Source organism: Nonomuraea sp. CA-141351, assembly GCF_050944675.1.
Lineage (GTDB): Bacteria > Actinomycetota > Actinomycetes > Streptosporangiales > Streptosporangiaceae > Nonomuraea.
This window is the reverse complement of the sequence record NZ_CP191982.1, coordinates 4,690,467-4,710,130: the sequence shown is the minus strand read 5'-3', so window position 1 is coordinate 4,710,130 and position 19,664 is coordinate 4,690,467. Positions and strand designations below refer to the sequence as shown.

Annotated in this window: 19 protein-coding genes; 9 read left to right on the top strand and 10 right to left on the bottom strand. The window is 71.3% G+C overall.

Annotated features, from left to right (window positions below; translation table 11 throughout):
* Positions 1-60: 60 nt before the first annotated feature.
* A complete protein-coding gene (locus ACQPWU_RS22270) occupies positions 61-1,893 on the bottom strand; it encodes a serine hydrolase domain-containing protein (RefSeq protein ID WP_433442985.1) in 1,833 nt (610 codons plus the stop codon).
* Positions 1,894-2,015: 122 nt separating this feature from the next.
* On the opposite strand from ACQPWU_RS22270, the gene ACQPWU_RS22265 reads away from it, so the two are divergent.
* Positions 2,016-2,621, top strand: a complete 606-nt coding sequence (locus tag ACQPWU_RS22265) for a response regulator transcription factor (RefSeq protein ID WP_433442982.1) — start codon at positions 2,016-2,018, stop codon at positions 2,619-2,621.
* A gap of 67 nt (positions 2,622-2,688) precedes the next feature.
* Positions 2,689-3,345, top strand: a complete 657-nt coding sequence (locus ACQPWU_RS22260) for a hypothetical protein (RefSeq protein ID WP_433442980.1) — start codon at positions 2,689-2,691, stop codon at positions 3,343-3,345.
* 17 nt (positions 3,346-3,362) lie between these two features.
* Here ACQPWU_RS22260 and pcaG read toward each other — a convergent pair whose 3' ends face one another.
* The 5 genes from pcaG to ACQPWU_RS22235 are packed head-to-tail and all read right to left on the bottom strand — an operon-like array spanning position 3,363 to position 7,202.
* The gene (gene pcaG / locus ACQPWU_RS22255; RefSeq protein ID WP_433442977.1) at positions 3,363-3,899 is read right to left on the bottom strand and encodes a protocatechuate 3,4-dioxygenase subunit alpha; all 537 of its coding nucleotides are present in this window, start codon (positions 3,897-3,899) and stop codon (positions 3,363-3,365) included.
* Positions 3,896-4,648 carry a protocatechuate 3,4-dioxygenase subunit beta gene (gene pcaH, locus ACQPWU_RS22250; RefSeq protein ID WP_433442974.1) on the bottom strand — a complete coding sequence of 251 codons (753 nt, stop codon included), beginning with the start codon at positions 4,646-4,648 and terminating at the stop codon, positions 3,896-3,898. Before pcaH ends, pcaG begins: the two co-directional genes overlap by 4 nt.
* Positions 4,649-4,654: 6 nt before the next feature.
* Positions 4,655-5,800: a thiolase family protein gene (locus ACQPWU_RS22245; protein WP_433442971.1), complete on the bottom strand. Its 1,146-nt coding sequence runs from the start codon at positions 5,798-5,800 to the stop codon at positions 4,655-4,657.
* On the bottom strand, positions 5,797-6,426 hold the full coding sequence (locus ACQPWU_RS22240) for a CoA transferase subunit B (protein WP_433442969.1): 630 nt from the start codon (positions 6,424-6,426) through the stop codon (positions 5,797-5,799). Before ACQPWU_RS22240 ends, ACQPWU_RS22245 begins: the two co-directional genes overlap by 4 nt.
* Positions 6,423-7,202: a CoA transferase subunit A gene (locus ACQPWU_RS22235; protein WP_433442966.1), complete on the bottom strand. Its 780-nt coding sequence runs from the start codon at positions 7,200-7,202 to the stop codon at positions 6,423-6,425. Before ACQPWU_RS22235 ends, ACQPWU_RS22240 begins: the two co-directional genes overlap by 4 nt.
* A 118-nt stretch (positions 7,203-7,320) precedes the next feature.
* Between ACQPWU_RS22235 and ACQPWU_RS22230 the strand changes: the two genes are divergently transcribed.
* Positions 7,321-8,907, top strand: a complete 1,587-nt coding sequence (locus ACQPWU_RS22230; protein ID WP_433442963.1) for an IclR family transcriptional regulator domain-containing protein — start codon at positions 7,321-7,323, stop codon at positions 8,905-8,907.
* 27 nt (positions 8,908-8,934) lie between these two features.
* Here the strand turns inward: ACQPWU_RS22230 and ACQPWU_RS22225 are convergent, their stop codons facing one another.
* On the bottom strand, positions 8,935-9,363 hold the full coding sequence (locus tag ACQPWU_RS22225; protein WP_433442961.1) for a DUF7144 family membrane protein: 429 nt from the start codon (positions 9,361-9,363) through the stop codon (positions 8,935-8,937).
* A 303-nt stretch (positions 9,364-9,666) separates the two neighbouring features.
* Between ACQPWU_RS22225 and ACQPWU_RS22220 the strand changes: the two genes are divergently transcribed.
* A complete protein-coding gene (locus tag ACQPWU_RS22220) occupies positions 9,667-11,994 on the top strand; it encodes an ATP-binding protein (protein ID WP_433442958.1) in 2,328 nt (775 codons plus the stop codon).
* Positions 11,995-12,068: 74 nt separating this feature from the next.
* The gene (locus ACQPWU_RS22215; protein WP_433442956.1) at positions 12,069-14,072 is read left to right on the top strand and encodes an ATP-binding protein; all 2,004 of its coding nucleotides are present in this window, start codon (positions 12,069-12,071) and stop codon (positions 14,070-14,072) included.
* A gap of 82 nt (positions 14,073-14,154) precedes the next feature.
* Here the strand turns inward: ACQPWU_RS22215 and ACQPWU_RS22210 are convergent, their stop codons facing one another.
* Positions 14,155-14,670: a nitroreductase family deazaflavin-dependent oxidoreductase gene (locus tag ACQPWU_RS22210; RefSeq protein ID WP_433442954.1), complete on the bottom strand. Its 516-nt coding sequence runs from the start codon at positions 14,668-14,670 to the stop codon at positions 14,155-14,157.
* 120 nt (positions 14,671-14,790) lie between these two features.
* On the opposite strand from ACQPWU_RS22210, the gene ACQPWU_RS22205 reads away from it, so the two are divergent.
* The gene (locus ACQPWU_RS22205; RefSeq protein WP_433442952.1) at positions 14,791-15,390 is read left to right on the top strand and encodes a TetR family transcriptional regulator; all 600 of its coding nucleotides are present in this window, start codon (positions 14,791-14,793) and stop codon (positions 15,388-15,390) included.
* A 61-nt stretch (positions 15,391-15,451) separates the two neighbouring features.
* Here ACQPWU_RS22205 and ACQPWU_RS22200 read toward each other — a convergent pair whose 3' ends face one another.
* Positions 15,452-16,666, bottom strand: a complete 1,215-nt coding sequence (locus ACQPWU_RS22200; RefSeq protein ID WP_433442950.1) for a hypothetical protein — start codon at positions 16,664-16,666, stop codon at positions 15,452-15,454.
* Between the two features lie 41 nt (positions 16,667-16,707).
* Entirely contained in the window at positions 16,708-17,334 is a 627-nt protein-coding gene (locus ACQPWU_RS22195) for a DivIVA domain-containing protein (RefSeq protein WP_433442948.1), read from the bottom strand.
* Between the two features lie 233 nt (positions 17,335-17,567).
* On the opposite strand from ACQPWU_RS22195, the gene ACQPWU_RS22190 reads away from it, so the two are divergent.
* The 3 genes from ACQPWU_RS22190 to ACQPWU_RS22180 are packed head-to-tail and all read left to right on the top strand — an operon-like array spanning position 17,568 to position 19,651.
* Positions 17,568-18,149, top strand: a complete 582-nt coding sequence (locus ACQPWU_RS22190; RefSeq protein ID WP_433442946.1) for a dihydrofolate reductase family protein — start codon at positions 17,568-17,570, stop codon at positions 18,147-18,149.
* On the top strand, positions 18,146-18,484 hold the full coding sequence (locus ACQPWU_RS22185; RefSeq protein ID WP_433442944.1) for a YciI family protein: 339 nt from the start codon (positions 18,146-18,148) through the stop codon (positions 18,482-18,484). Before ACQPWU_RS22190 ends, ACQPWU_RS22185 begins: the two co-directional genes overlap by 4 nt.
* 3 nt (positions 18,485-18,487) lie before the next feature.
* Positions 18,488-19,651: an RNA polymerase sigma factor gene (locus ACQPWU_RS22180; RefSeq protein WP_433442942.1), complete on the top strand. Its 1,164-nt coding sequence runs from the start codon at positions 18,488-18,490 to the stop codon at positions 19,649-19,651.
* Positions 19,652-19,664 lie beyond the last annotated feature (13 nt).

The following is a 19,664-nucleotide window of genomic DNA, read 5'->3' as shown; positions in this document are numbered from 1 at the left end:
TCCGGCCATAGCATCCCATAGGTGGCGCCGAGAGTCGCGGGCACGGGGCTCAGATCCCTGTCAGGCGAACACGCCCCCGACCATGTGGTACAGGTACGCGACCACCATGAAGGCCACCGTGACGAGCGCGAACGCCGTGTAGGACATCCGTCCCGGCAGCGCCCACCACCCCTTCCACCAGGCGCCCACCGAGCAGGCCACGACCCCGCCGGTGAGGACGAACGCCGTCGATGAGGCGGCCAGGGCGACCGTGAGGAGCGGGGAGCCGAGGAAGATGGCGTCGGTGGGCGCGATGGCGATCGTGGCGGCGAACCCGTACGCGAAGACCAGGACGAGCGCGCTGGTGAGCCAGGCGAGCCACCACGCGGTCCGGTGGCGGGCCGGGCGCCTGCGGATCCTCCGTACGAGCGCCGCGACCGGCATCCCGAGCGCGGCGATCAGGAACACGGTCAGGCCCGCGTAGACCAGCCACACGTGCAAGGCGGCGCCGGAGCGTTCGAAGGTGGCCGCCTCCTCCTGGTGGCCGCCCGCGAGAAGGCCGTGGCCGTCGAAGGCGATGCGTTCCTGGCCGCCCCGCTCGGCGAACAGGCCGGGCCCGATGAGCTGCCACGTCTGGTCCGGCTTGGCGGGGTCGCGCGACAGGCCGGTCGTGGTGATCGTGCCGTCGCCGGCGGACTCCACGGTCACGTTGTTGAACAGCGCGCCGGACCGCAGCAGGTCGCCGCGGATCCTGGTCGAGGTGTACGTGCCGGCGTACGCGGAGGTGTCCCCGCGCACCGGCCGCGGGCTGTCCACCGGGCCGGGGAAGTACCGGTCGACGATCCGGGTGATCAGGTCGTTGGCGGCCGCCGTGGAGTCCTCGCCGTTGTAGACGACGTAGACGCCGCTCTTCTGGTCGGGCAGCAGGGCCAGGACGTGGTGGAAGCCGTTGATGTCGCCGCCCTTGTAGAAGATGCGGTGGCCGTTCCTGGCCAGCTCCTCGAGGCCGTACCCCATGCCGGGCAGCCGCTCGTCCTGCGTGTAGTGGCGCCGCATCATGGTCGCGCCGATGTTCCTGCCCAGGCGCTGATCGTTGCCCAGCAGCGCCGTCATCAAGCGGCCCATGTCGGCGGCGGTGGTGACGGGCCCGGCCCCGGAGGCGGGCGATCCGTAGTAGCGCTTGTACGGGACGTCCCCGTTGTACCCCTGGGCGAGGGTGGCGGTCAGCGCGGCGGGCAGCGGCGCGGCGAACGACGTGCTCCTCATGCCGAGCGGCGCCAGGACGTGCTGCCGGACGTACTCGGCGAACGGCTGGCCGGAGGCCACCTCCACCAGGTAGCCGGCGAGGTTGTAGGCGTAGTTGTCGTAGGCGAGGACGGTCCCCGGCGGGCGCACCCGCTCCGGCAGGCCGTTCTTGACCACCTCCGCCAGCGGCTCGGCGGCGGCGGGATCGTCCCAGGACGAGCCGATCACGCTGTCCTCGAAACCGGCCGTGTGGGTCAGCAGGTGCTCCAGGGTGACCGGCCGTCCGGGGAAGGTGTCCTCGATCTCGAAGGTCTTCAGGTATCTGTTGACGTCGGCGTGGAGGTCGAGCTTGCCCTGCTCGACCAGCTGGAGCGCGGCGATGGCGGTGAACGTCTTGGCCGTCGAGGCCGTGAAGAACCCCGTGCGGGCCGCGTCGACCGGGATGCGCTTCGCCAGGTCGGCGTAGCCGTACCCCTTGGCGAACACCTGCCGCCCGCCCGACACCACCGCGACCGCCGCGCCGGGGATCCCGTGCTCGGCGAGCTGCGCGGGCACCACCTCGTCGACCAGCGTTCCGACGCCTTCCAGGTCCGTGGCGGCGGTGGCCGTACCGCAGAGGCCGGAGACCAGCAGCGCCGTCGTCAGGCCGAGGAACAGGGCTCTCTTCATACTCTCAAGATCGCAAACCTGGGCGGTCGCGGACCAGTGCCTGGCACCTCGATCCGGTATGTGAAATGCACGAACCGGACACCGGAAATATCATGGTCCTTTCCGCTTAGGGGGAGTCGAGGGTGATCCGGGTGCTGCTGGCCGAGGACATGCACCTGATCCGGGGTGCGCTGGCCTCGCTCCTGCGCCTGGAGCCCGACATCGAGGTCGTCGCCGAGGTGCCGTCCGGGGACGCGGTGGTGCCCGCGGCGCTGGAGCACCGGCCCGACGTCGCGGTGCTGGACGTGCAGATGCCCGGCATGGACGGGATCGAGGCCGCCGCCGAGCTCGGGAAGCGGCTCCCCGGCTGCCGGGTGCTCGTGCTCACCCAGCTGGGCCGCCCCGAGGTCCTGCGCAGGGCGCTCGCGGCCCGCGTCGGGGGGTTCATGCTGAAGGACGCCCCGCCCGCCGACCTCGCCGCGGCCGTGCGCCGCGTCAACGCCGGAGAGACGGTGATCGATCCCGCCCTCGCCGCGGCGACCATCACGGCCAGGGAGAACCCGCTGTCACCGCGCGAGGTCGACGTGCTGCGCCTGGCCGCCGGCGGCGACGACCTCTCGGAGATCGCGCACGCGCTCCATCTCACGAAGGGCACCGTCCGCAACTACCTGGGGGCGATCGTCACCAAGCTCGACGCCCGCAACCGCCTGGACGCCGTACGGATCGCCACGGAAGCCGGCTGGCTTTGACCGTGATGCTTCGCAAAAGTCCGAAGCATCGCCGCATGGGCGGCGATCATGGCTAACCTGCCGTTCCATGATGTACGGCCCCCAACAGCCACAGTTCAACACCCCCCATCCCCCGCGGCAGCCCCCTGCCTTCGCGCCGCCTCCGGTGGTGATCGACGTAGGCGGTGACGCCAAGGTGAAGGCGTTGATCGGCGGCTCCGTCGCGGGGGTCATCGGGCTCATCTCGATCTTCTCCGCGCTCACCGGGCAGACGACGGGCGGCTCGGGCAGCGCGGTCGTGGTCCTGGTCCTCGGGCTGATCTTCCTGTTCATCGGGCTGCTGCCGATCATCGCCTGGCGCAAGGTCAGCCGGCCGCGCCGGCTGGTCTTCGACGGCTTCGGCGTGCGCTGGGACGACCCCCAGGGCAAGCCGTGGGCGGCTCCGTGGAACGAGCTGTCCGGGGTGGGCATCTCACGCACGCAGCAGCGCCGGGTCAAGCTGGCCGACTACCTGGTCCGCAGGACGATGGTCCGCCTCGACCTCTTCCCCGCCGACCCGGGCTTCCGCGCGCGCCATCCGGACATGGAGCACCTGTGGGAGTTCCACACGGTCAAGAACGGCTACCGGCTCCCGCTGGGCTCCAACCCCAAGTACATCCCGGTCATCGAGCACGCGATGCGGCAGTACCGCCCGGGCATCTACCTGGGCATCCGCGACGAGGGCTTCATGGTCGGCCTGGTCTGACCGCACCGGGGCGCCCGTCACCCGAAGTCGAGGAAGACGGTCTCCTTCTCGCCCTGCAGGTGGATGTCGAACCGGTAGACGCCCTCACGCTCCTCCACCGGCACCAGCGTCCGCCTGCGCTCGGGCGGCAGCGAGTCGAGCAAGGCGTCCTGACCGAAGTAGATGCGGGTGTAGAGGTGGTGGAGCAGGCCACGGGCGAACACGCAGACGCTGATGTACCCGGTGCCGGGCATGAGCGTGCGCAACGCCCAGCGGCCGTCGCCGTCGGTGGGCACCCGGCCGAAGCCGGTGAAGTCGACGCCGTGCCTGCCGAGGAGCCCGCCGGTCACCTGGTCGCGCCGCAGCGAGCCCCGCGCTCCGCGCAGGCTGCCGGACGGGTCGGCCTGCCAGAACTCCAGCAGCGCGTCCGGCACCGGGTCGCCCGCGCCGTCGTAGACGTACCCGTGGACGACGATCCCGCCCTCGTCGCTCGGTGGGGCGAGGTCGCCTCCGCCGGGGATCGGGAGCGCGTAGCCGTAGAACGGGCCGACGGTCTGGGAGGGGGTGGGGTTCATCGGCCCTCCTCCATCCAGGTCGCGGCGGGGCCGTCCAGCACGATGTCCCACCGGTAGCCGAGCGTCCACTCCGGCACGGACAGGTCGTGGTCGTAGGTGGAGATCAGCCGCTGCCTGGCCCGCTCGTCGGTGACGGAGTTGAGCACCGGGTCGTACGGGAACAGCGGGTCGTTCGGGAAGTACATCTGCGTGACCAGCCGCTGCGTGAAGGCCGTGCCGAACACCGAGAAGTGGATGTGCGCGGGCCGCCAGGCGTTGACGTGGTTGCGCCACGGGTACGCTCCGGGCTTGATCGTGGTGAACTTGTAGCCGCCCTCGTCGTCGGTCAGGCAGCGGCCCACGCCGGTGAAGTTGGGGTCGAGCGGCGCGGGATGGTCGTCGCGCTGGTGCGGGTAGCGGCCGGAGGCGTTGGCCTGCCAGACCTCCACCAGCTGGCCGCGCACCGGGCGCCCGTCGCGGTCCAGCACCCGCCCCTGCACGGTGATCCGCTCGCCGAGTGGCTCGCCGTGGTGCTGCCTGGTCAGGTCCGAGTCGAACGGGGAGACGTCGGTGACGCCGAAGACGGGCCCGGCCAGCTCGGCGGCCTCCGGGTCCTTCAGCGCGACGAGCGGCTGCTTGGGGTGGCGCAGCACGCTGCTGCGGTACGGGGCGAAGTCGCGGTTGGGATGGCCGGTCGCCGCTCCGTCGTGCGCCGCGTGCAACACGGCGATCTCGCGGTCGATGTCGGCCTGGGTGAGGGGTGGGGTCATCTGTGGCTACCTTTCCAGAACGACGGCCAGGCCCTGGCCGACGCCGATGCAGAGGGACGCGAGCCCGGTGCCGGAGCCGGCGGCGGCGAGCCGGTGGGCCACGGCGCCGGTGATGCGGGCACCGGAGGCGCCGAGAGGGTGGCCCAGGGCGATGGCGCCGCCGTCGGGGTTGACGACGGCGGGATCGAGATCGGGCAGCTCGGCCAGGCAGCCGAGGACCTGCGCGGCGAACGCCTCGTTCAGCTCGGCGGTCGCCAGGTCGCCGAACCTCTTGCCCGCCTTGGCCAGGGCCTTCTGCGAGGCTTCGACCGGGCCCAGCCCGAAGTAGCGGGGTTCGAGCGCGCTTGCGGCGCTCGCGGTGATCCGCGCCAGGGGCTCGCGGCCGCGCAGCCCGGACTCGTCGGTCAGCAGCAGCGCCGCCGCGCCGTCGTTGAGCGGCGAGGCGTTGCCGGCGGTGACCGTGCCGTTCGCGCGGAAGACGGGCTTGAGCCGGGCGAGCTTGTCCAGGCTGGTGTCCTCGCGGATGCCCTCGTCCCTGGTCAGGCCGGCGATGGGGGCGATCTCGCGCTCGAACGACGCCTTGGCCGCCTTCTGGTGGCTGGCCAGCGCGTACGCGTCCTGCTCCGCCCTGGTGATGCCGTGCTTGTCGGCGATCAGCTCGGCGCCCTCGCCCAGGGGCACGGTGTGCTCGGCGGGCATCTCCGGGTTGACCAGCCGCCAGCCGAGCGTGGTGGAGACCAGCTCCTGCCCGCCCGCGGGGAAGGCCTTGTCCGGCTTGGGCAGCACCCACGGGGCGCGGGTCATCGACTCCACGCCGCCGGCGATCACGGTGGAGGCGTCGCCGAGGGCGATCATCCGGTACGCCTGGATGACGGCCTCCATGCCGGACCCGCAGAGCCGGTTCACGGTCGCGCCCGGCGTGGTCACGGGCAGCCCGGCCAGGATGGCGGCCATGCGGGCGACGTTACGGTTCTCCTCGCCCGCCCCGTTGGCGTTGCCGAGGATCACCTCGTCCGGGGCCTCCACGTCGTTGCGCTCGGCGATCGCCCGGACGACGTGCGCGGCCAGGTCGTCGGGCCGGACCCCGGCCAGCGCCCCGCCGTGGCGGCCGAACGGCGTGCGGACGGCGTCCACGATGTACACGGTCTTCATGCGAGAACCTCCGCTTCCGTACGGTCGCGCACCTCGGCCAGGCTCACGCCGGGCGCGGTCTCCACCAGCCTCAGCCCGTCGCCGGTGACGTCGAGCACGCCGAGGTCGGTGATGATCCGGTGCACGCACTCCTTGCCCGTGAGCGGCAGCGAGCACTCCTTGACGATCTTCGGTGCGCCGTCCTTGGCGGTGTGATCCATGATCACGATGACCCGGCGCGCGCCGTGGACCAGGTCCATCGCCCCGCCCATGCCCTTGACCAGCTTGCCGGGGACCATCCAGTTCGCCAGGTCGCCACGTGCCGAGACCTGCATCGCGCCCAGCACCGCCACGTCGATGTGCCCGCCGCGGATCATTCCGAACGACAGCGACGAGTCGAAGAACGCCGCGCCGGGCAGCACGGTCACCGTCTCCTTGCCCGCGTTGATCAGGTCGGGGTCCAGCGCGTCGGGGGCCGGGTAGGGGCCGACGCCGAGGATGCCGTTCTCCGAGTGCAGGATCACGTCCACGTCCGGCGGGAGGAAGGACGGGATGCGGGTGGGCAGCCCGATGCCGAGATTGACGTAGTCGCCGTCGCGCAGCTCGGCCGCCGCCCGCGCGACCATCTCGTCCCTGCTCCAGCTCATGAAGTGGTCCCTTCCCGTGCCGGAGGCGCGGAAATTGTGCGCCGTTCGATGCCCTTGTCGGCCGCCTGCTCGGGGGTGAGGACGAGGACGCGCTGGACGAACACGCCGGGCAGGTGGACCTCGTCGGGCTCCAGCTCGGCCAGCTCCTCGACCTCGGCGATCGTGATCCGCCCGGCCATCGCGGCGAGGGGGTTGAAGTTGCGCGCGGCCTTGTTGAAGACGAGGTTGCCGTACCGGTCGCCCTTGGCGGCCCTGACCAGGGCGAAGTCGGTGGTGATGCTGTGCTCCAGCACGTACTGCCGGCCGTCGAACTCGCGGACCTCCTTCGGCGGGGAGGACACCGCGACCGAGCCGTCCGGGTTGTGGCGCAGCGGCAGACCGCCGTCGGCGACCGGCGTGCCGACCCCGGCCGGGGTGTAGAAGGCGGGGATGCCGGCGCCGCCCGCGCGCAGCCGCTCGGCCAGACTGCCCTGCGGAGTCAGCTCCACCTCCAGCTCCCCTGCCAGGTACTGCCGGGCGAACTCCTTGTTGTCGCCGATGTACGAGGCGGTCACGTGGGCGATGCGCCCGGCCGCCAGCAGGACCCCCAGGCCGCCGCCGTCCACTCCGCAGTTGTTCGACACCACGCCGATCCCGCTCACGCCGGTGTTGTGAAGAGCCTGGATCAGCACGTTGGGGATGCCGCTGAGGCCGAAGCCGCCGACCGCGAACGACGCGCCGTCACGCACGCCCGCCAGCGCCTCCTCGGCGGTCGCGACCACCTTGTCTCTCCGCACGACGCTCCATTCACCCGGGAGTGTTCGCATAGTGAACATTAGTTCACTATTGTGATGTCGAGTATGCGTACGGGACCGCGTTCATGTCAAAGTCCTTGATCGAGCGGAGGAGGGCCGGATGGAGGCCGCAGGGACCCTGGAGCGCGGCCTGACCGTGCTGAGGGCACTCGTCGCCGACCCGGCCGGGCCCATGCCCGCAGGCGGGACGGCCGGCGAGGGTCACGGTGCCGCGCCGCCGCGTGCCGGGCGGTCGCGCCCCGGGCGGGTGCGCGCCACCGACCTCGTGCGCGCCACCGGCCTGGCCAGGTCGACCGTCGACCGCGTCCTGGCCACGCTGGTCCACCTCGGCTATGTCCGCGCCGAAGGGCGCGACATGCTGCCGGCGCCGCCCCTGATGGAGCTGGGCGAGGCGTACCTCGCCTGCGGCGGCCTGCGCGGCCCCCTCGCGCCCCTGGCGGAGCGGCTCGCGGAGGAGCTGGACGAGTCCGTGTCGCTGGCCGTCGAGGACGGCGACGGGGTGCGCTTCATCGGCCAGTTCACCCGGCGGCGCACCATGTCGGTCGCCTTCCGGGCCGGCGACCTGCTGCCCGCCGCCCGCTGCGCGGCCGGCCTGGCCCTGCTCGATCCGTCGGCGCCGTGGGCCGAGGACGACCAGCTCATCGAGCCGGGCCTGATCGCGGTCGCGGTGCCCGTACGGGGCCCGGAGGGAAAAGCGGTCTGCGCGGTGAGCGTCGTCAGCCACACCAGCAGGCACACCGCCGCCAGCCTGCGCGACTACGCGCTCCCCCAGCTGCGCAAGACGGTCGCTGACATGGAGGCGGCCCTGTCCGGGCCGGCGCCCCAGCCCCGCCCGGATTCCGCCGTCTCGCATCTTGCGCGGGAGCTTCCAGCGACCGAGCCGCCTCCGCGAAGTGGAGGCCATGGACACCGTGCCGCCAAGGACGAGCTGGGCGCGGGATTCCTGCAGTCGCTGGCGCGCGGCCTGGCCGTACTGGTGTCGCTCGGCTCGGCCCGCGGTGGCCTGAGCCTGGCCGACGCCGCCAAGGCCACCGGGCTCCCCAGGGCCACCGCGAGGCGATCGCTGCAGGTCCTGGAGCGACTGGGCTACGTCACCCCCCGCGACTCGCGCTTCGCGCTGCTGCCCAAGGTGATGGAGCTGGGCTACGCCTCCCTGTCGGAGCGCACCTTCGGCGAGGTCGTGCAGCCGCACCTGGCCGACCTGGTGGCCCGGGTCCACCAGTCCGCCTCGGTCGGAGTGCTGTCCGGCGACGACGTCCTGTACGTGGCGCGCGTTCCCACGGTGAGCATCATGACCGTCAACATCACGGTCGGCACCCGCTTCCCCGCGTACGCGACATCGATGGGCCGGGTGCTCTTGGCCGATCAGCCCGAGGAGCGCCTGGCCGCCATCGCGCCCGAGCCGCTGACCCGCCACACGATCACATCACCCGCCGAGTTGCGAGCCGCCGTACGGCAGGCCGCCGAAGACGGCTACGCGCTGGTCGACCAGGAGCTGGAGGAGGGAGTGCGATCGATCGCCGTGCCGGTCCGCGGCAGGGACGGGCGGGTGGTCGCGGCCGTCAACGTCGCCACCCATGCCAGCCGCGCGAGCCGCGCCGGCCTGCTCCGCGACGTGCTTCCCGCCCTATCAGAGACCGCTGCCAGGATGGCGGCCGACCTGCGGCACATCCCCGCCGCACCGTGACATGGATGGCCGCGGCCGCTCAGAAGGTCACTCGCGTACGCCCGTCGCCCCCCTCGGCGGTGCGATCAGGCCGTACATGACCAGGGCGCAGATCGCGATCGAGATGATGGACCAGACGGGGAAGGCCGCCATGAACGCGAAGTGGCCGATCATGGTGAGCCCTGCCAGCACGATCCCGGCCATACGGGCCCACATCTGCCCGGCCAGCACACCGAGCCCGATGGCGAACAGCAGCACACCGAGCGCCAGCCAGATCCAGCCCCACGCGGTGTAGTTCCACACCAGCAGCCGCCCGCCGGGTGTGACGAAGAAGTACGTCTTGAACAGGGCGATGACACCTTCGATGATGTTGAAGACGCCCAGCACCATGGCCAGCGTTCCGGCGAATCCCAGCCAGCCGGAAAAGCCGGCACCAGGGTGAAATGCCCGTCCGAACGGTGACGTCGACGAGGTCATGATCGTCTCCTTCCCCGAGTTGAACCTCCTGGTCGCGATGCATCCATGCCCGAAATGTCCGACCGCAACAATCCCCTCGGCAAAGCTATGGCTCCGCATCGGCAAAGACAGCCACAAAACATGATGCGACCCCCCAAGAGACCATTTTTGCCAATTTTTCCAGAAAAAGGAGACATCCTTGACCGACATATCAGTTTCAAAAACGACAAAGTGCATTTAAATGCATTCACCGAATAATGTGGGTTGTGGAGGCTCGGCCACCAGCGGCGCGGTGATCCGAGCGCCTGAGCCGTTGGAGCATTCATGACCATGACCGCACCGATCGTTTCGTTCCGGTTGCCCTCGGAGCTCAACAGCTTCGTCGGCCGGCGGCACGAGATTGCCGAGGTCAAGCGGCTGCTGTCCGAAGCCAGGCTGGTGACCCTCGTCGGCGTGGGCGGCGTCGGCAAGACGCGCCTGGCGCTGAGAGTCGGCTACGACCTGCGGCGCAGCTTCCACGACGGGGTGTGGCTGGTCGAGCTCGCGGCGCTGGAGAGCGCCGAGCTGCTCGTGCAGACGGTGATGGAGTCCCTGGAGATCCAGGACCGTTCCGTACGGCCGTCCATCGAGGTGCTCATCGACCACCTGCACGACAAGCACCTTCTCCTGATCCTCGACAACTGTGAGCACCTGCTGGACCGCTGCGCCAGGATGGCGGAGACGCTCATGCGCACCGTGCCCGGACTGCGGATCCTGGCCACCAGCCGGCAGTCGCTCGGCGTCGCCGGAGAGCAGACGATGCCCGTGCCGACGCTGCCCATGCCGGACAGCAACGGCTCGCGCCCTTCCACCGAGTCGCTGAAGCAGTTCGACGCGATACGACTGTTCGCCGAACGGGCCCAGGCCGTGCTCCCGGGATTCGAGGTGACCGAGGCCAACCAGGAGGTCGTGGCGCGCATCTGCCACCGTCTTGACGGCATCCCGCTGGCGATCGAGCTGGCGGCCGTGCGGCTGCGGGCGATCTCCGTCGAGCAGCTGCTGACCCGGCTGGACGACCGGTTCCGGCTGCTCACGATGGGCGCGCGCACGGCCATGCCCCGCCAGCAGACGCTGCGGGCGCTGATCGACTGGAGCTACGGCCTGTGCACCGATCAGGAGCGGCTGCTGTGGGCCCGTCTCTCGGTGTTCTCCGGCGGTCTCGACCTGGAGGCGGCCGAGCAGGTGTGCTCGGGGGACGGCATCCTCACCGATGAGGTCGTCGACCTGGTGGTCGGCCTGGTGGGCAAGTCGGTGCTGGCCCGCGAGGAGCACGAGACGACAGTGCGCTACCGGCTGCTGGAGACGATCCGCCAGTACGGCCGCGAACGGCTGCGGGAGTCGGGCGAGGAGGCGGAGCTGAAGGCCCGGCACCGCGACTGGTGCCACGACCTGGTGAGCCGCGCGCAGCGCGAATGGTTCGGCCCTCACCAGGTGGCCTGGTTCATGCGCCTGCACAACGAGCACAGCAACCTCCGCACGGCGCTCGACTACTGCCTCACGACGCCGGGTGAGGCGGAGCGCGGCCTGGCCATCGCCACGGCGCTGCGGTTCTACTGGATCGCGGCCGCCTCGCTGCGCGAGGGGCGCACGTGGCTCGACCGCCTGCTCTCCGCCGGCGCCGAGCCGACCCCCGCCCGCGCCGGCGCTCTGTGCCTCGACGCGCGGCTGGCGGTCCTGCAGAGCGACTTCGCGCCGGCCGCGGAGATGCTGGACGAGTGCCACAGCCTGAGCACGAAGCTCGGCGACGCGGGGATCCTCGCGGGCGCCGCGTACGTCTCCGGCCTCGCGGCCCTGATCCAGCGCGACTTCACCGGCGCGGTGACCTTCCTCGGCGCGGCGGTCGAAGGCCACCGCGAGGCGGGCGAGGACATGGGCATGGTGAACGCGCTGATGTATCTCGCCACCGCCCACTCGCTGCTCGGCCACTCCGATCAGGCCGAGGCCCAGTACAAGGAGTGCCTGGCGCTCTGCGAGGCGCGCGAGGACCACTGGTTCAGGTCGTACACGCTGTGGGTGTACGGGATCGAGCTCTGGCGGCAGGGCGACACGGCAGGGGCGGTCGAGATGGAGCGCGAGGCCATCCGGCTCAAGCGGCCCTTCGACGACCGTCTGGGCATCGCCCTGTGCATCGAGGCGCTGGCGTGGATGGCCGTCGACGGCGCGGCCGAGCGCGCCGCGGTGCTGTTCGGCGCCTCGCAGGAGAGCTGGCGGTCGTTCGGCGCTCCCCTGCTCAGCTATCTGTCCGGCTACCACGACGCCTCCGAGGCGCGGGCGCGGGAACGCCTCGGCGGGCGCGCGTTCGAGACCGGCTTCCGCAAGGGCACCGAGCTCATCCCCGACGAGGCGATCGCGTACGCCATGTGCGAGAGCGTCCAGGTGGCCGAGCCGGCGCGCGAGGCGGCCTCACCGCTCACCCGCAGGGAGCTGGAGATCGCCCAGCTCGTCGCGCAGGGCATGACCAACAAGGCGATCGCGTCCACGCTGGTGATCGCCCAGCGCACGGCGGAGGGGCATGTCGAGCACATCCTGAACAAGCTCGGGTTCAACTCCCGGGCCCAGATCGCGGCCTGGGTAGGCGAGCGGGAGCAGCCCCTTCCCGGGAGGTCTCCATGAAGGCCCGTGGCGGCCTACTGACCGACAAATCAAGCTTTGTCGGTCGGACGCATGAGCTGTTCGCGGTACGGAGGATGCTGGGGAAGGCCCGGCTGCTCACCTTGACCGGCGTGGGCGGCGTCGGCAAGACCCGGCTGGCGCTCAGGGCGGCGGAGCTCCTGCGGGACACGTACCAGGACGGCGTCGAGGTGGTCGAGCTGGCCACGCTGGAGACCGGCGACCTGCTCGAGTCGGCGGTCGCCACGGCGCTGGGGCTGCGCGACGGGCGCCCCGACCTCATGACCGTGCTGGTGGACTATCTGTCGGGCCGGCGGATGCTCCTGGTCCTGGACAACTGCGAGCATCTGAGCGCGGTCTGCGCCCCGTTCGTGGAGCGGCTGCTGAGGGCCGCCCCTCGCCTGCAGATCCTGGCGACCAGCAGGCACACACTACGGGTGTACGGCGAGCAGGTGCTACCGGTCCCTCCCCTGCCCATCCCGAGCCCCGGGGCCACCCTGCGGGAGATCGCCCGCCAGGACTCCGTACGCCTGTTCATCGAGCGCGCGACGGGCGTCGTGCCCGGTTTCGCGCTGCAGCCGGACAACATGGCGTCCGTGGCGCGGCTGGTGCAGCGCCTGGAAGGGATCCCCTTGGCGATAGAGCTGGCCGCGGTACGGCTGCGCACCCTGCCGCTCGAACAGCTGGCTCGCGAGCTGGACGAGCGGTTCGACGTACTGGCCGCGAAGGCTCCCGCCGCGCTCCCCCGCCACCAGACGCTGCGCGCGACCATCGACTGGAGCTTCCGCCTCTGCTCGACCGGCGAGCGGCGGCTGTGGGCCCGGCTGGGGATGTTCCCCGGCGGGGCCGACCTGGAGACGGCGGAGGCGGTGTGCTCGGGCGAGGGCATCGACCGCCTCGACGTGCTCGATCACCTGGCCGGGCTGGTGGACAAGTCGGTCCTGATCAGGGACGGGGCCCGGTACAGCATGCCGGAGAGCCTGCGCGCGTTCGGCTGCGAGCAGATGCCGCCCTCCGAGATGCGGCAGCTGCGCCGGCGGTACGTCGATCATTACCGGAACCTGGTGGAGGAGCACCGGGTCGACGAGATGGTTCCCGAGCAGCTGGAGCGATACCTGCTGCTGCAGCGGGAGCTGCCCAACATCCGCGCCGCCCTCGAAGCGTGTCTGAGCGAGCCGGCGCTGGCTTGCGTGGAGGTGGGCGCCGCGGCGGCGATGTGGTGCTTCTGGCTGCTCGCCGGCTCGCTCACCGAGGGTCGCTACTGGCTGGAGCGCGGACTCGAGCAGCTGCCCGAGTCCGACCCCGGCCGGGCGGCCGCGCTCTGGGCCGCCAGCATGCTCGCCATCCGCCAGGGCGACCTCGTGGCGGGGATGCCGAAGCTGCACGAATCCATCGTCATGGCCCGCGAGGCGGGAGACCGGAAACTGCTGGCGAACGGCCTGCGCACCTTGGGTGTCGCGGCGTTCCTCGCTCATGACACCCGGCGCGGACTCTCGCTGGTGCGGCAGGCCCTCGCCCTCCACCGCGCCATCGACGACCTCGACGGCGTCATGTTGGCCCTCTACGTCGCCTCCACGTACGGCTCCGACGAGGACCCGGACCAGGCCGCCGAGTACGGCGAGCAGCTCCTTGCCCTGTGTGAGCGGCAGGACGCCCTGGTGTTCCGGGCGTACGCCCAGCTGGCACTCGGTGTCGCCCGCTGGAACCTGGACGACAGCCGGCAGGCGGAAGCGCTGGTGACCACGGCCACCGAGTTCACCGGGGCTATCAACGACAGATGGTGCCTCACCCAGTGCCTGGAGGTCCTGGCGTGGATCGCGGGCGCGCGGGGAGAACACGACAGGGCCGCCGAGCTGCTGGGCGCGGCGCACGCGATGTGGCAGGCGGTGGGAGCCTCACCCGAATGGATGAGCTATCACACGACGTGGCACGAGCGCTGCACGCGACAGGCCCGCCGAGCGCTGGGCGGAGCGGGGTTCGCGGCGGCCTTCCGTCAAGGGGCGAGGCTCGGCCCGGAGCGCGCCGTGGCGTACGCGTTGGGCGGCCCCGCGCGGACGCGCGCCAGACGGCCGGGCGGATGACTGTGGAACCGTCACACATGGGCCGGTTCCCCTTCCGCGAGCTGTGGACGCCGGCCGCCGCGTCCTGTCCGGCTGAGCGCGGTCAGGAACGGGGCGAGAGGCGGAAGACGCGCAGCTCGCGGCCGGAGCGCTCGGTGTAGCCCTGGTACAGCGGCCAGAAGCGGGTGAGCGTCCGCCAGGCCTGCTCGCGGTCGGCGCCGCTCAGCAGGCGGGCCGTCACGGGGATGACGCGCCCGCGGAAGGTCACCGTGGCCTGCGGGGTCTTGAGCAGGTTGCCGCTCCAGGCCGGGTGGTGCTCCTTGCCGAAGTTGCTGCCGACCACCAGGAAGGTGCCGCCGTCCTCGGGCAGGCAGGCCAGCGGGCTCTCGCGGGGCTGCCCGGACTTGCTCCCGGTCGTGGTGAGCAGCAGGTGCGGGATCATCTGGTCGCCCATGAGCACGCGGCCGCCGGTCACGCGGTTGACGAAGCGGTCGAGAGGCGGCACGATCTTGGGCGCGACCCGGGCGAAGCCCTTGGTGCCCGCGAGCCACTGGAAGAACGGGCGCAGCGCGCCGCTGACCCGGGCCCTGGCCCCGCCACTGGACTGCTGCTCGACCACGGTGACCTCACGTCCGGCTTGGGGTGGCGCTGGCTGACGAAGGATACTGCCCAACCAAGCGATAGATCTACTGCATGCCGGATATTGGGAAGTCCCTACATGGGGATATAGGCTGCGGGCATGGATGACCGAGCGCGCAGGACGGGGCGGCGGCCGGGGACATCGACCACGCGGGAGGAGATCGTCTCGGCGGCGGCCCTGGCCTTCAGCACCGGCGGCTACGAGGCCACCAGCATGCGCCAGGTGGCCGCCGACGCGGGGGTGGACCCGGCGCTCGTGCGCCGCTTCTTCGGTGGCAAGGAGCAACTGTTCAGCGCCGTCGTCACGTCGGTGTTCCAGCCCGAACAGGCCGTGGCCATGCTGCTGGACGGGCCGCGGGGCAAGCTCGGCGAGCGCCTCGCCGGCTACGTCCTCGGCCTGCTCGGGGCGGTGGACCGGCCGGGCCCGGTCCTCGGCCTGATGCGCTCGGCCGCGACCAGCGAGCACGCGGCGGCCCTGATCAGGGAGTTCCTGGCCAACGACATGCTCGGAAAGCTCACCCACAAGCTCGGCGTGGACCACCCCGAGCTGCGCGCCGCGCTCGCGGCCAGCCAGCTCGTCGGGCTGGCCATCGCCCGCTATGCCGTACGGGTGGAGGCGCTGATCGCCTCCGAGCCCGGCGAGCTCATCGACTGGGTGGCCCCCGCGTTGCAGCGCTACCTGACGGGCCGCGCCCCCTGACCGCTTCGAAGACGCCCAGAGGTCAAGGCAGACCGCGCATCCCCTGCCTGCCGGTCGCCCGCTAGCCCCCCGCGTTCGTGCCGGCGGTTCCCGGCCGGGCGCCGAGGGTGCTGAGCAGGTAATGGCGCTGGCGCAGGGTGAGGTCGCCGATGAGGGCGCCGCTGCCGATCCTGCCCTTCCGCAGCACTCTGCTGATCTCGTCGGCGCTGCGTCCCGGCAGGGCCCGCAGCAGCGATTCGACGTCGGCGCTTATGGTGGCCAGCTCGCTGCGCGACAGCAGGGTCTCCACGCCGAGCTGCCCGGCGGCGACGGCGGAGCGCAGCTCGGAGGCCGTCATCGGCCCTCGCTCCGGCGTGGGTTCGGGCCGGGGGGACGGTGTACGGGTAGGCGGGACGAGCGGCCTGCCGGTCTGGCCGGCGGCGGCGATGGGGACGGGCGGGATGGGCCACTCCTCGCCGAACATGGTCTCCGCCGCGCCTAGTATGCCGCCCACGGCCAGCACGCCTGCCGCGGCGACCGCGACATGGCGCCGCACCAGCTGGCCGCTGTTGCGGGCGATCTGCAGTCCGATCACGGCGGTACGCAGCAGCACGCCGGTGAGCAGGCCGAGCAGGATCGGCACGCTCTGCGGCGGGATCGGCGCCACCGCGGCCAGCACGACACCGGCCGCGGGGCTGATGCAGGAGAGCGCCAGCCAGGGAATGCGCGGTTTGCTGGCCATGTCGAGCATGGCCGTCATGGCCAGCCCCTCGCCGGCCGAGTGGATCATGAGTGCGGCCACGACGATGGCCGAGGCGGCCAGGGCCAGGGTCGCGCCCTCGATCATGCGGTGCAGGGCCAGCGCGACGGCGGTGCCCACGCCTCCGTACACCGCGGCGCTGACGGCCTGCTTGACGCGCCTGTGCAGGCCGGGGGCGTGCCGCCCGCGCTGAACCGCGACCTCGTGCGGGTGGCCGTGGCGGGTGAAGTACGTGATGATGGCGAAGCCGATCACCCCGGCCAGCGCCACCAGCCACAGCGGCACTTCGGTGGCGTGGGCCTCACGCCAGGCGTCCGGCATCACGTCGGTCAGGGCGGTGATGAGCATGAGCGCCGAGGCGAGGGCCAGCCAGATGCTGATCTTGGCGGCGTTGCGCTGGGCCAGATGGGCTCCGGCCAGCGTGGACAGCGCCACCAGGCCCACGGCCGCCCACACCGTCCAGGCGGGCATGGCGACGTCGAGGCCCGCTTCTTGCAGCGCCGACTGCAGTGCCGGCCCACCGAGCGGCAAGGACATTTCACGACCTTTCTGGCGAGAGTGCGTACGGAACGGCTCGATCAGGGCGCGGCGACGGGACCGGCGTGCGCCGCATGGCCGGGCGTGGCGATGTCCTCGAGGACGGTGCGGAGCCGGCCCAGCTGGGCGCGCAGGCTGTTCTGCAGGTGCCGGCCATGGTCGGACAGCACCATGTCGAACTGGTCGAGCTGCTCCTCGATGGCCTCCCGGTAGGCCAGGCGAGCGGCCTGGGTCAGCGCATCGGCCGCGGCGGCGGCCTCACGACGCAGCCGCTCGGCATCGGCGCGGGCCTCGGCCAGGATCTGGCGCGCCTCCTGCTGTGCGGCCTCGACGGTGTCCTGTGCGGTCTGCTCCGCTTCGGCCAGCAGGTCGGCCGGGATCTGCGGGACCGGGATGTTCGCCAGACGCTCGCGCAGGTGGGCGTTGTCCTGCCAGAGCAGGCCGAGCGTGGTCTCCACGCTGGCCAGGAACGCGTCCACCTCGGCCAGGTCGTAGCCGGCGCGCAGCCGGACCACGGTGAAGACCTGATGGTGCACGGCCGCGGGGGTCAGCAGGGTGAGCTGGCCGGGGCCTGCCGCCTGCACCGGCAGCATGTCGGTGTCGTCGCCGATGGCGTGACTGAACGGGAGCCGGAGGCGATGGTCGTGATCTTCGTGCTTGATGTGCATGACGGTGCTTCACCGAGCCCTTCGGTGCAACCTTTACCGTTTGACCAGGCAACTTATACGCACAGTAGTTGACAGGTTACCTTGTGCTTAAACGTCCGGGCAGACGGTCACAGGTAAAGCCGCCGGACGAGACCAAATGATCTGTGACCCATATCACATTAACCGCCTGTCCCCCCGAGGGGTCCTCGACCGTCCTGTCGCCGAGTAACCGGCTTCGAGGAAGGTCCGAGATCATGAGCAAGCTGATCGTCATCGAGTTCGTCTCTCTCGACGGGGTCGTCGAAGACCCGGACGGGGCACAGGGAACGCCGTGGGGAGGATGGGCGTTCCGCTACGGGCCCGAGTCCGTGGCCGGCGACAAGTTCGCCCTCGGAGAGGTGCTCGACACCGGAATCATGCTGCTCGGCCGCGTCACCTGGCAGCTCTTCTCCCGCATCTGGTCCCCCAGGGACGACGAGTTCTCCAGGAAGATGAACGCCATCCCCAAGCTCGTCGCCTCCCGATCGCTGGACAGCGTCGAGGGGTGGAGCAACTCCGCCCTCCTGCGGGGCGAGCTGATCGAGGAGGTGGCCGAGCGGAAGAAGCGCCAGGATATCGTGGTGGCCGGCAGCGCCGGCGTCGTCGACGCGCTGAAGGAGCACGACCTGATCGACCAGTATCGGCTGCTGGTGTTCCCGGCCGTGCTCGGCCAGGGGCGCCGGCTGTTCGACCGGCCGGGGCAGCCCGCCGGGCTGAGCCTGGAGTCCGCCGAGCGGGTGGGCCAGGCCGCCCTCCTGGTCTACCGCCGCGAAGCAGCTCAAGGAGACCACCGGTGAGATACGCACTGCTCATCAACGAACGTCCCGAGGCCTACGACGACCTCAGCGCGGACGAGCGCGCCACCATCAGCGCCGAGTACGTCACGCTGATGCAGGACGCACGCATGATCTCGGGCGAGCGGCTGCAGCCGGCCGGCACCGCGACCACCGTACGGGTCCAGGGCGGCGAGATGCTGGTGACCGACGGGCCGTTCGCCGACACCAAGGAGATCTTCGGCGGGTTCTACATCGTCGAGGCCGGCGACCTCGACGAGGCGCTCGAGCTCGCCGCCCGGATCCCGGCCGCCCGCCTGGGCGGCTCGGTCGAGGTGCGGCCGCTGGTGGAGCTCTAGCCGGTGCTCGAGGAGATCTTCCGCGACCAGTGGGCGCGTGTGTTCGCCGCCCTGGTGAGCTACACCGGCGACATCGACGTCGCCGAGGAGGCCGCGCAGGAGGCGTTCGTCACCGCCGCCGAGCGCTGGAGCCGCGACGGGCTCCCGGACAATCCGGGGGCCTGGCTCGTGGTGACCGCGCGCAACCGGGCGATCGACCGCCTGCGCCGCGACCGTACCCATGCGGAGAAGCTCCGGCTGCTGGATCGGCCGGAGCCCAGCGATGAGGTAGCGATGGACGAGACGGCGATTCCCGACGAACGACTCGAACTGTTCTTCATGTGCTGCCATCCGGCGCTCGCGACGGAGGCTCAGGTCGCGCTCACCCTGCGGGCGCTGGGCGGCCTGTCGACCCCGGAGATCGCCCGGGCGTTCCTGGTAAGCGAGGAGACGATGAAGCGGCGGCTCTCCCGTGCGCGCACCAAGATCCGGGCGGCCGGGATCCCGTTCGCGATACCCCGGGAGGACCGCCTGCCCGCCCGTCTGGCCGCGGTGCTCGCGGTGCTCTACCTGATCTTCAACCAGGGGTACGGCGACGGCCGGGCCGACCTGACGGCCGAGGCGATCCGGCTGGCCCGGATACTCCTCGCCCTCATGCCCGGCGAGCCCGAGGCCATCGGGCTGCTGGCGCTGATGCTGATGCACGACTCGCGGCGCGCGGCCCGTGTTCGCGACGGCGAGATCGTCCTGCTCCACGAGCAGGATCGCCGTCTGTGGGACTCCGCGCAGATCGAGGAAGGGCGGGGGCTGCTGGACCGCGCGCTCGCGCTCGGCGCTCGCGGCGCCTACACGGTGCAGGCGGCCATCGCCGCGCTCCAGGCTGAGGAGCGGATCGACTGGCCGGCCGTGGCCGCGCTCTATGACCGGCTGCGGGAGCTGACGGGCTCGGCGGTCGTGGAGCTCAACCGTGCCGTGGCGATCGCCGAGGTCGAGGGGCCGCGCGCGGCCCTGGCGATCGTCGACGCGCTCCCCCTCGACGACTACCGTTACTTCCACTCCACCCGCGCCGAGCTCCTGCGCCGCCTGCACGACATCGCGGGGGCGCGGGCGGCCTACCAGAGGGCACTCGAACTGGCCACGACCGAGGCCGAGCGCCGTTTCCTCAACCGCCGGCTCGGCCTGCTCTGACGCGCCAGAGCTC

Bases quoted from the DNA above. Each gene is read 5' to 3' on its own strand.
- pcaG (WP_433442977.1), bottom strand. From the start codon at position 3,899: ATGAACCCCACCCCCTCCCAGACCGTCGGCCCGTTCTACGGCTACGCG.
- ACQPWU_RS22190 (WP_433442946.1), top strand. From the start codon at position 17,568: ATGAGCAAGCTGATCGTCATCGAGTTCGTCTCTCTCGACGGGGTCGTC.
- ACQPWU_RS22205 (WP_433442952.1), top strand. From the start codon at position 14,791: ATGGATGACCGAGCGCGCAGGACGGGGCGGCGGCCGGGGACATCGACC.
- ACQPWU_RS22220 (WP_433442958.1), top strand. From the start codon at position 9,667: ATGACCATGACCGCACCGATCGTTTCGTTCCGGTTGCCCTCGGAGCTC.
- ACQPWU_RS22195 (WP_433442948.1), bottom strand. From the start codon at position 17,334: ATGCACATCAAGCACGAAGATCACGACCATCGCCTCCGGCTCCCGTTC.
- ACQPWU_RS22215 (WP_433442956.1), top strand. From the start codon at position 12,069: ATGCTGGGGAAGGCCCGGCTGCTCACCTTGACCGGCGTGGGCGGCGTC.
- ACQPWU_RS22270 (WP_433442985.1), bottom strand. From the start codon at position 1,893: ATGAAGAGAGCCCTGTTCCTCGGCCTGACGACGGCGCTGCTGGTCTCC.
- ACQPWU_RS22200 (WP_433442950.1), bottom strand. From the start codon at position 16,666: ATGTCCTTGCCGCTCGGTGGGCCGGCACTGCAGTCGGCGCTGCAAGAA.
- ACQPWU_RS22230 (WP_433442963.1), top strand. From the start codon at position 7,321: ATGGAGGCCGCAGGGACCCTGGAGCGCGGCCTGACCGTGCTGAGGGCA.
- ACQPWU_RS22225 (WP_433442961.1), bottom strand. From the start codon at position 9,363: ATGACCTCGTCGACGTCACCGTTCGGACGGGCATTTCACCCTGGTGCC.
- ACQPWU_RS22260 (WP_433442980.1), top strand. From the start codon at position 2,689: ATGATGTACGGCCCCCAACAGCCACAGTTCAACACCCCCCATCCCCCG.
- pcaH (WP_433442974.1), bottom strand. From the start codon at position 4,648: ATGACCCCACCCCTCACCCAGGCCGACATCGACCGCGAGATCGCCGTG.
- ACQPWU_RS22245 (WP_433442971.1), bottom strand. From the start codon at position 5,800: ATGAAGACCGTGTACATCGTGGACGCCGTCCGCACGCCGTTCGGCCGC.
- ACQPWU_RS22240 (WP_433442969.1), bottom strand. From the start codon at position 6,426: ATGAGCTGGAGCAGGGACGAGATGGTCGCGCGGGCGGCGGCCGAGCTG.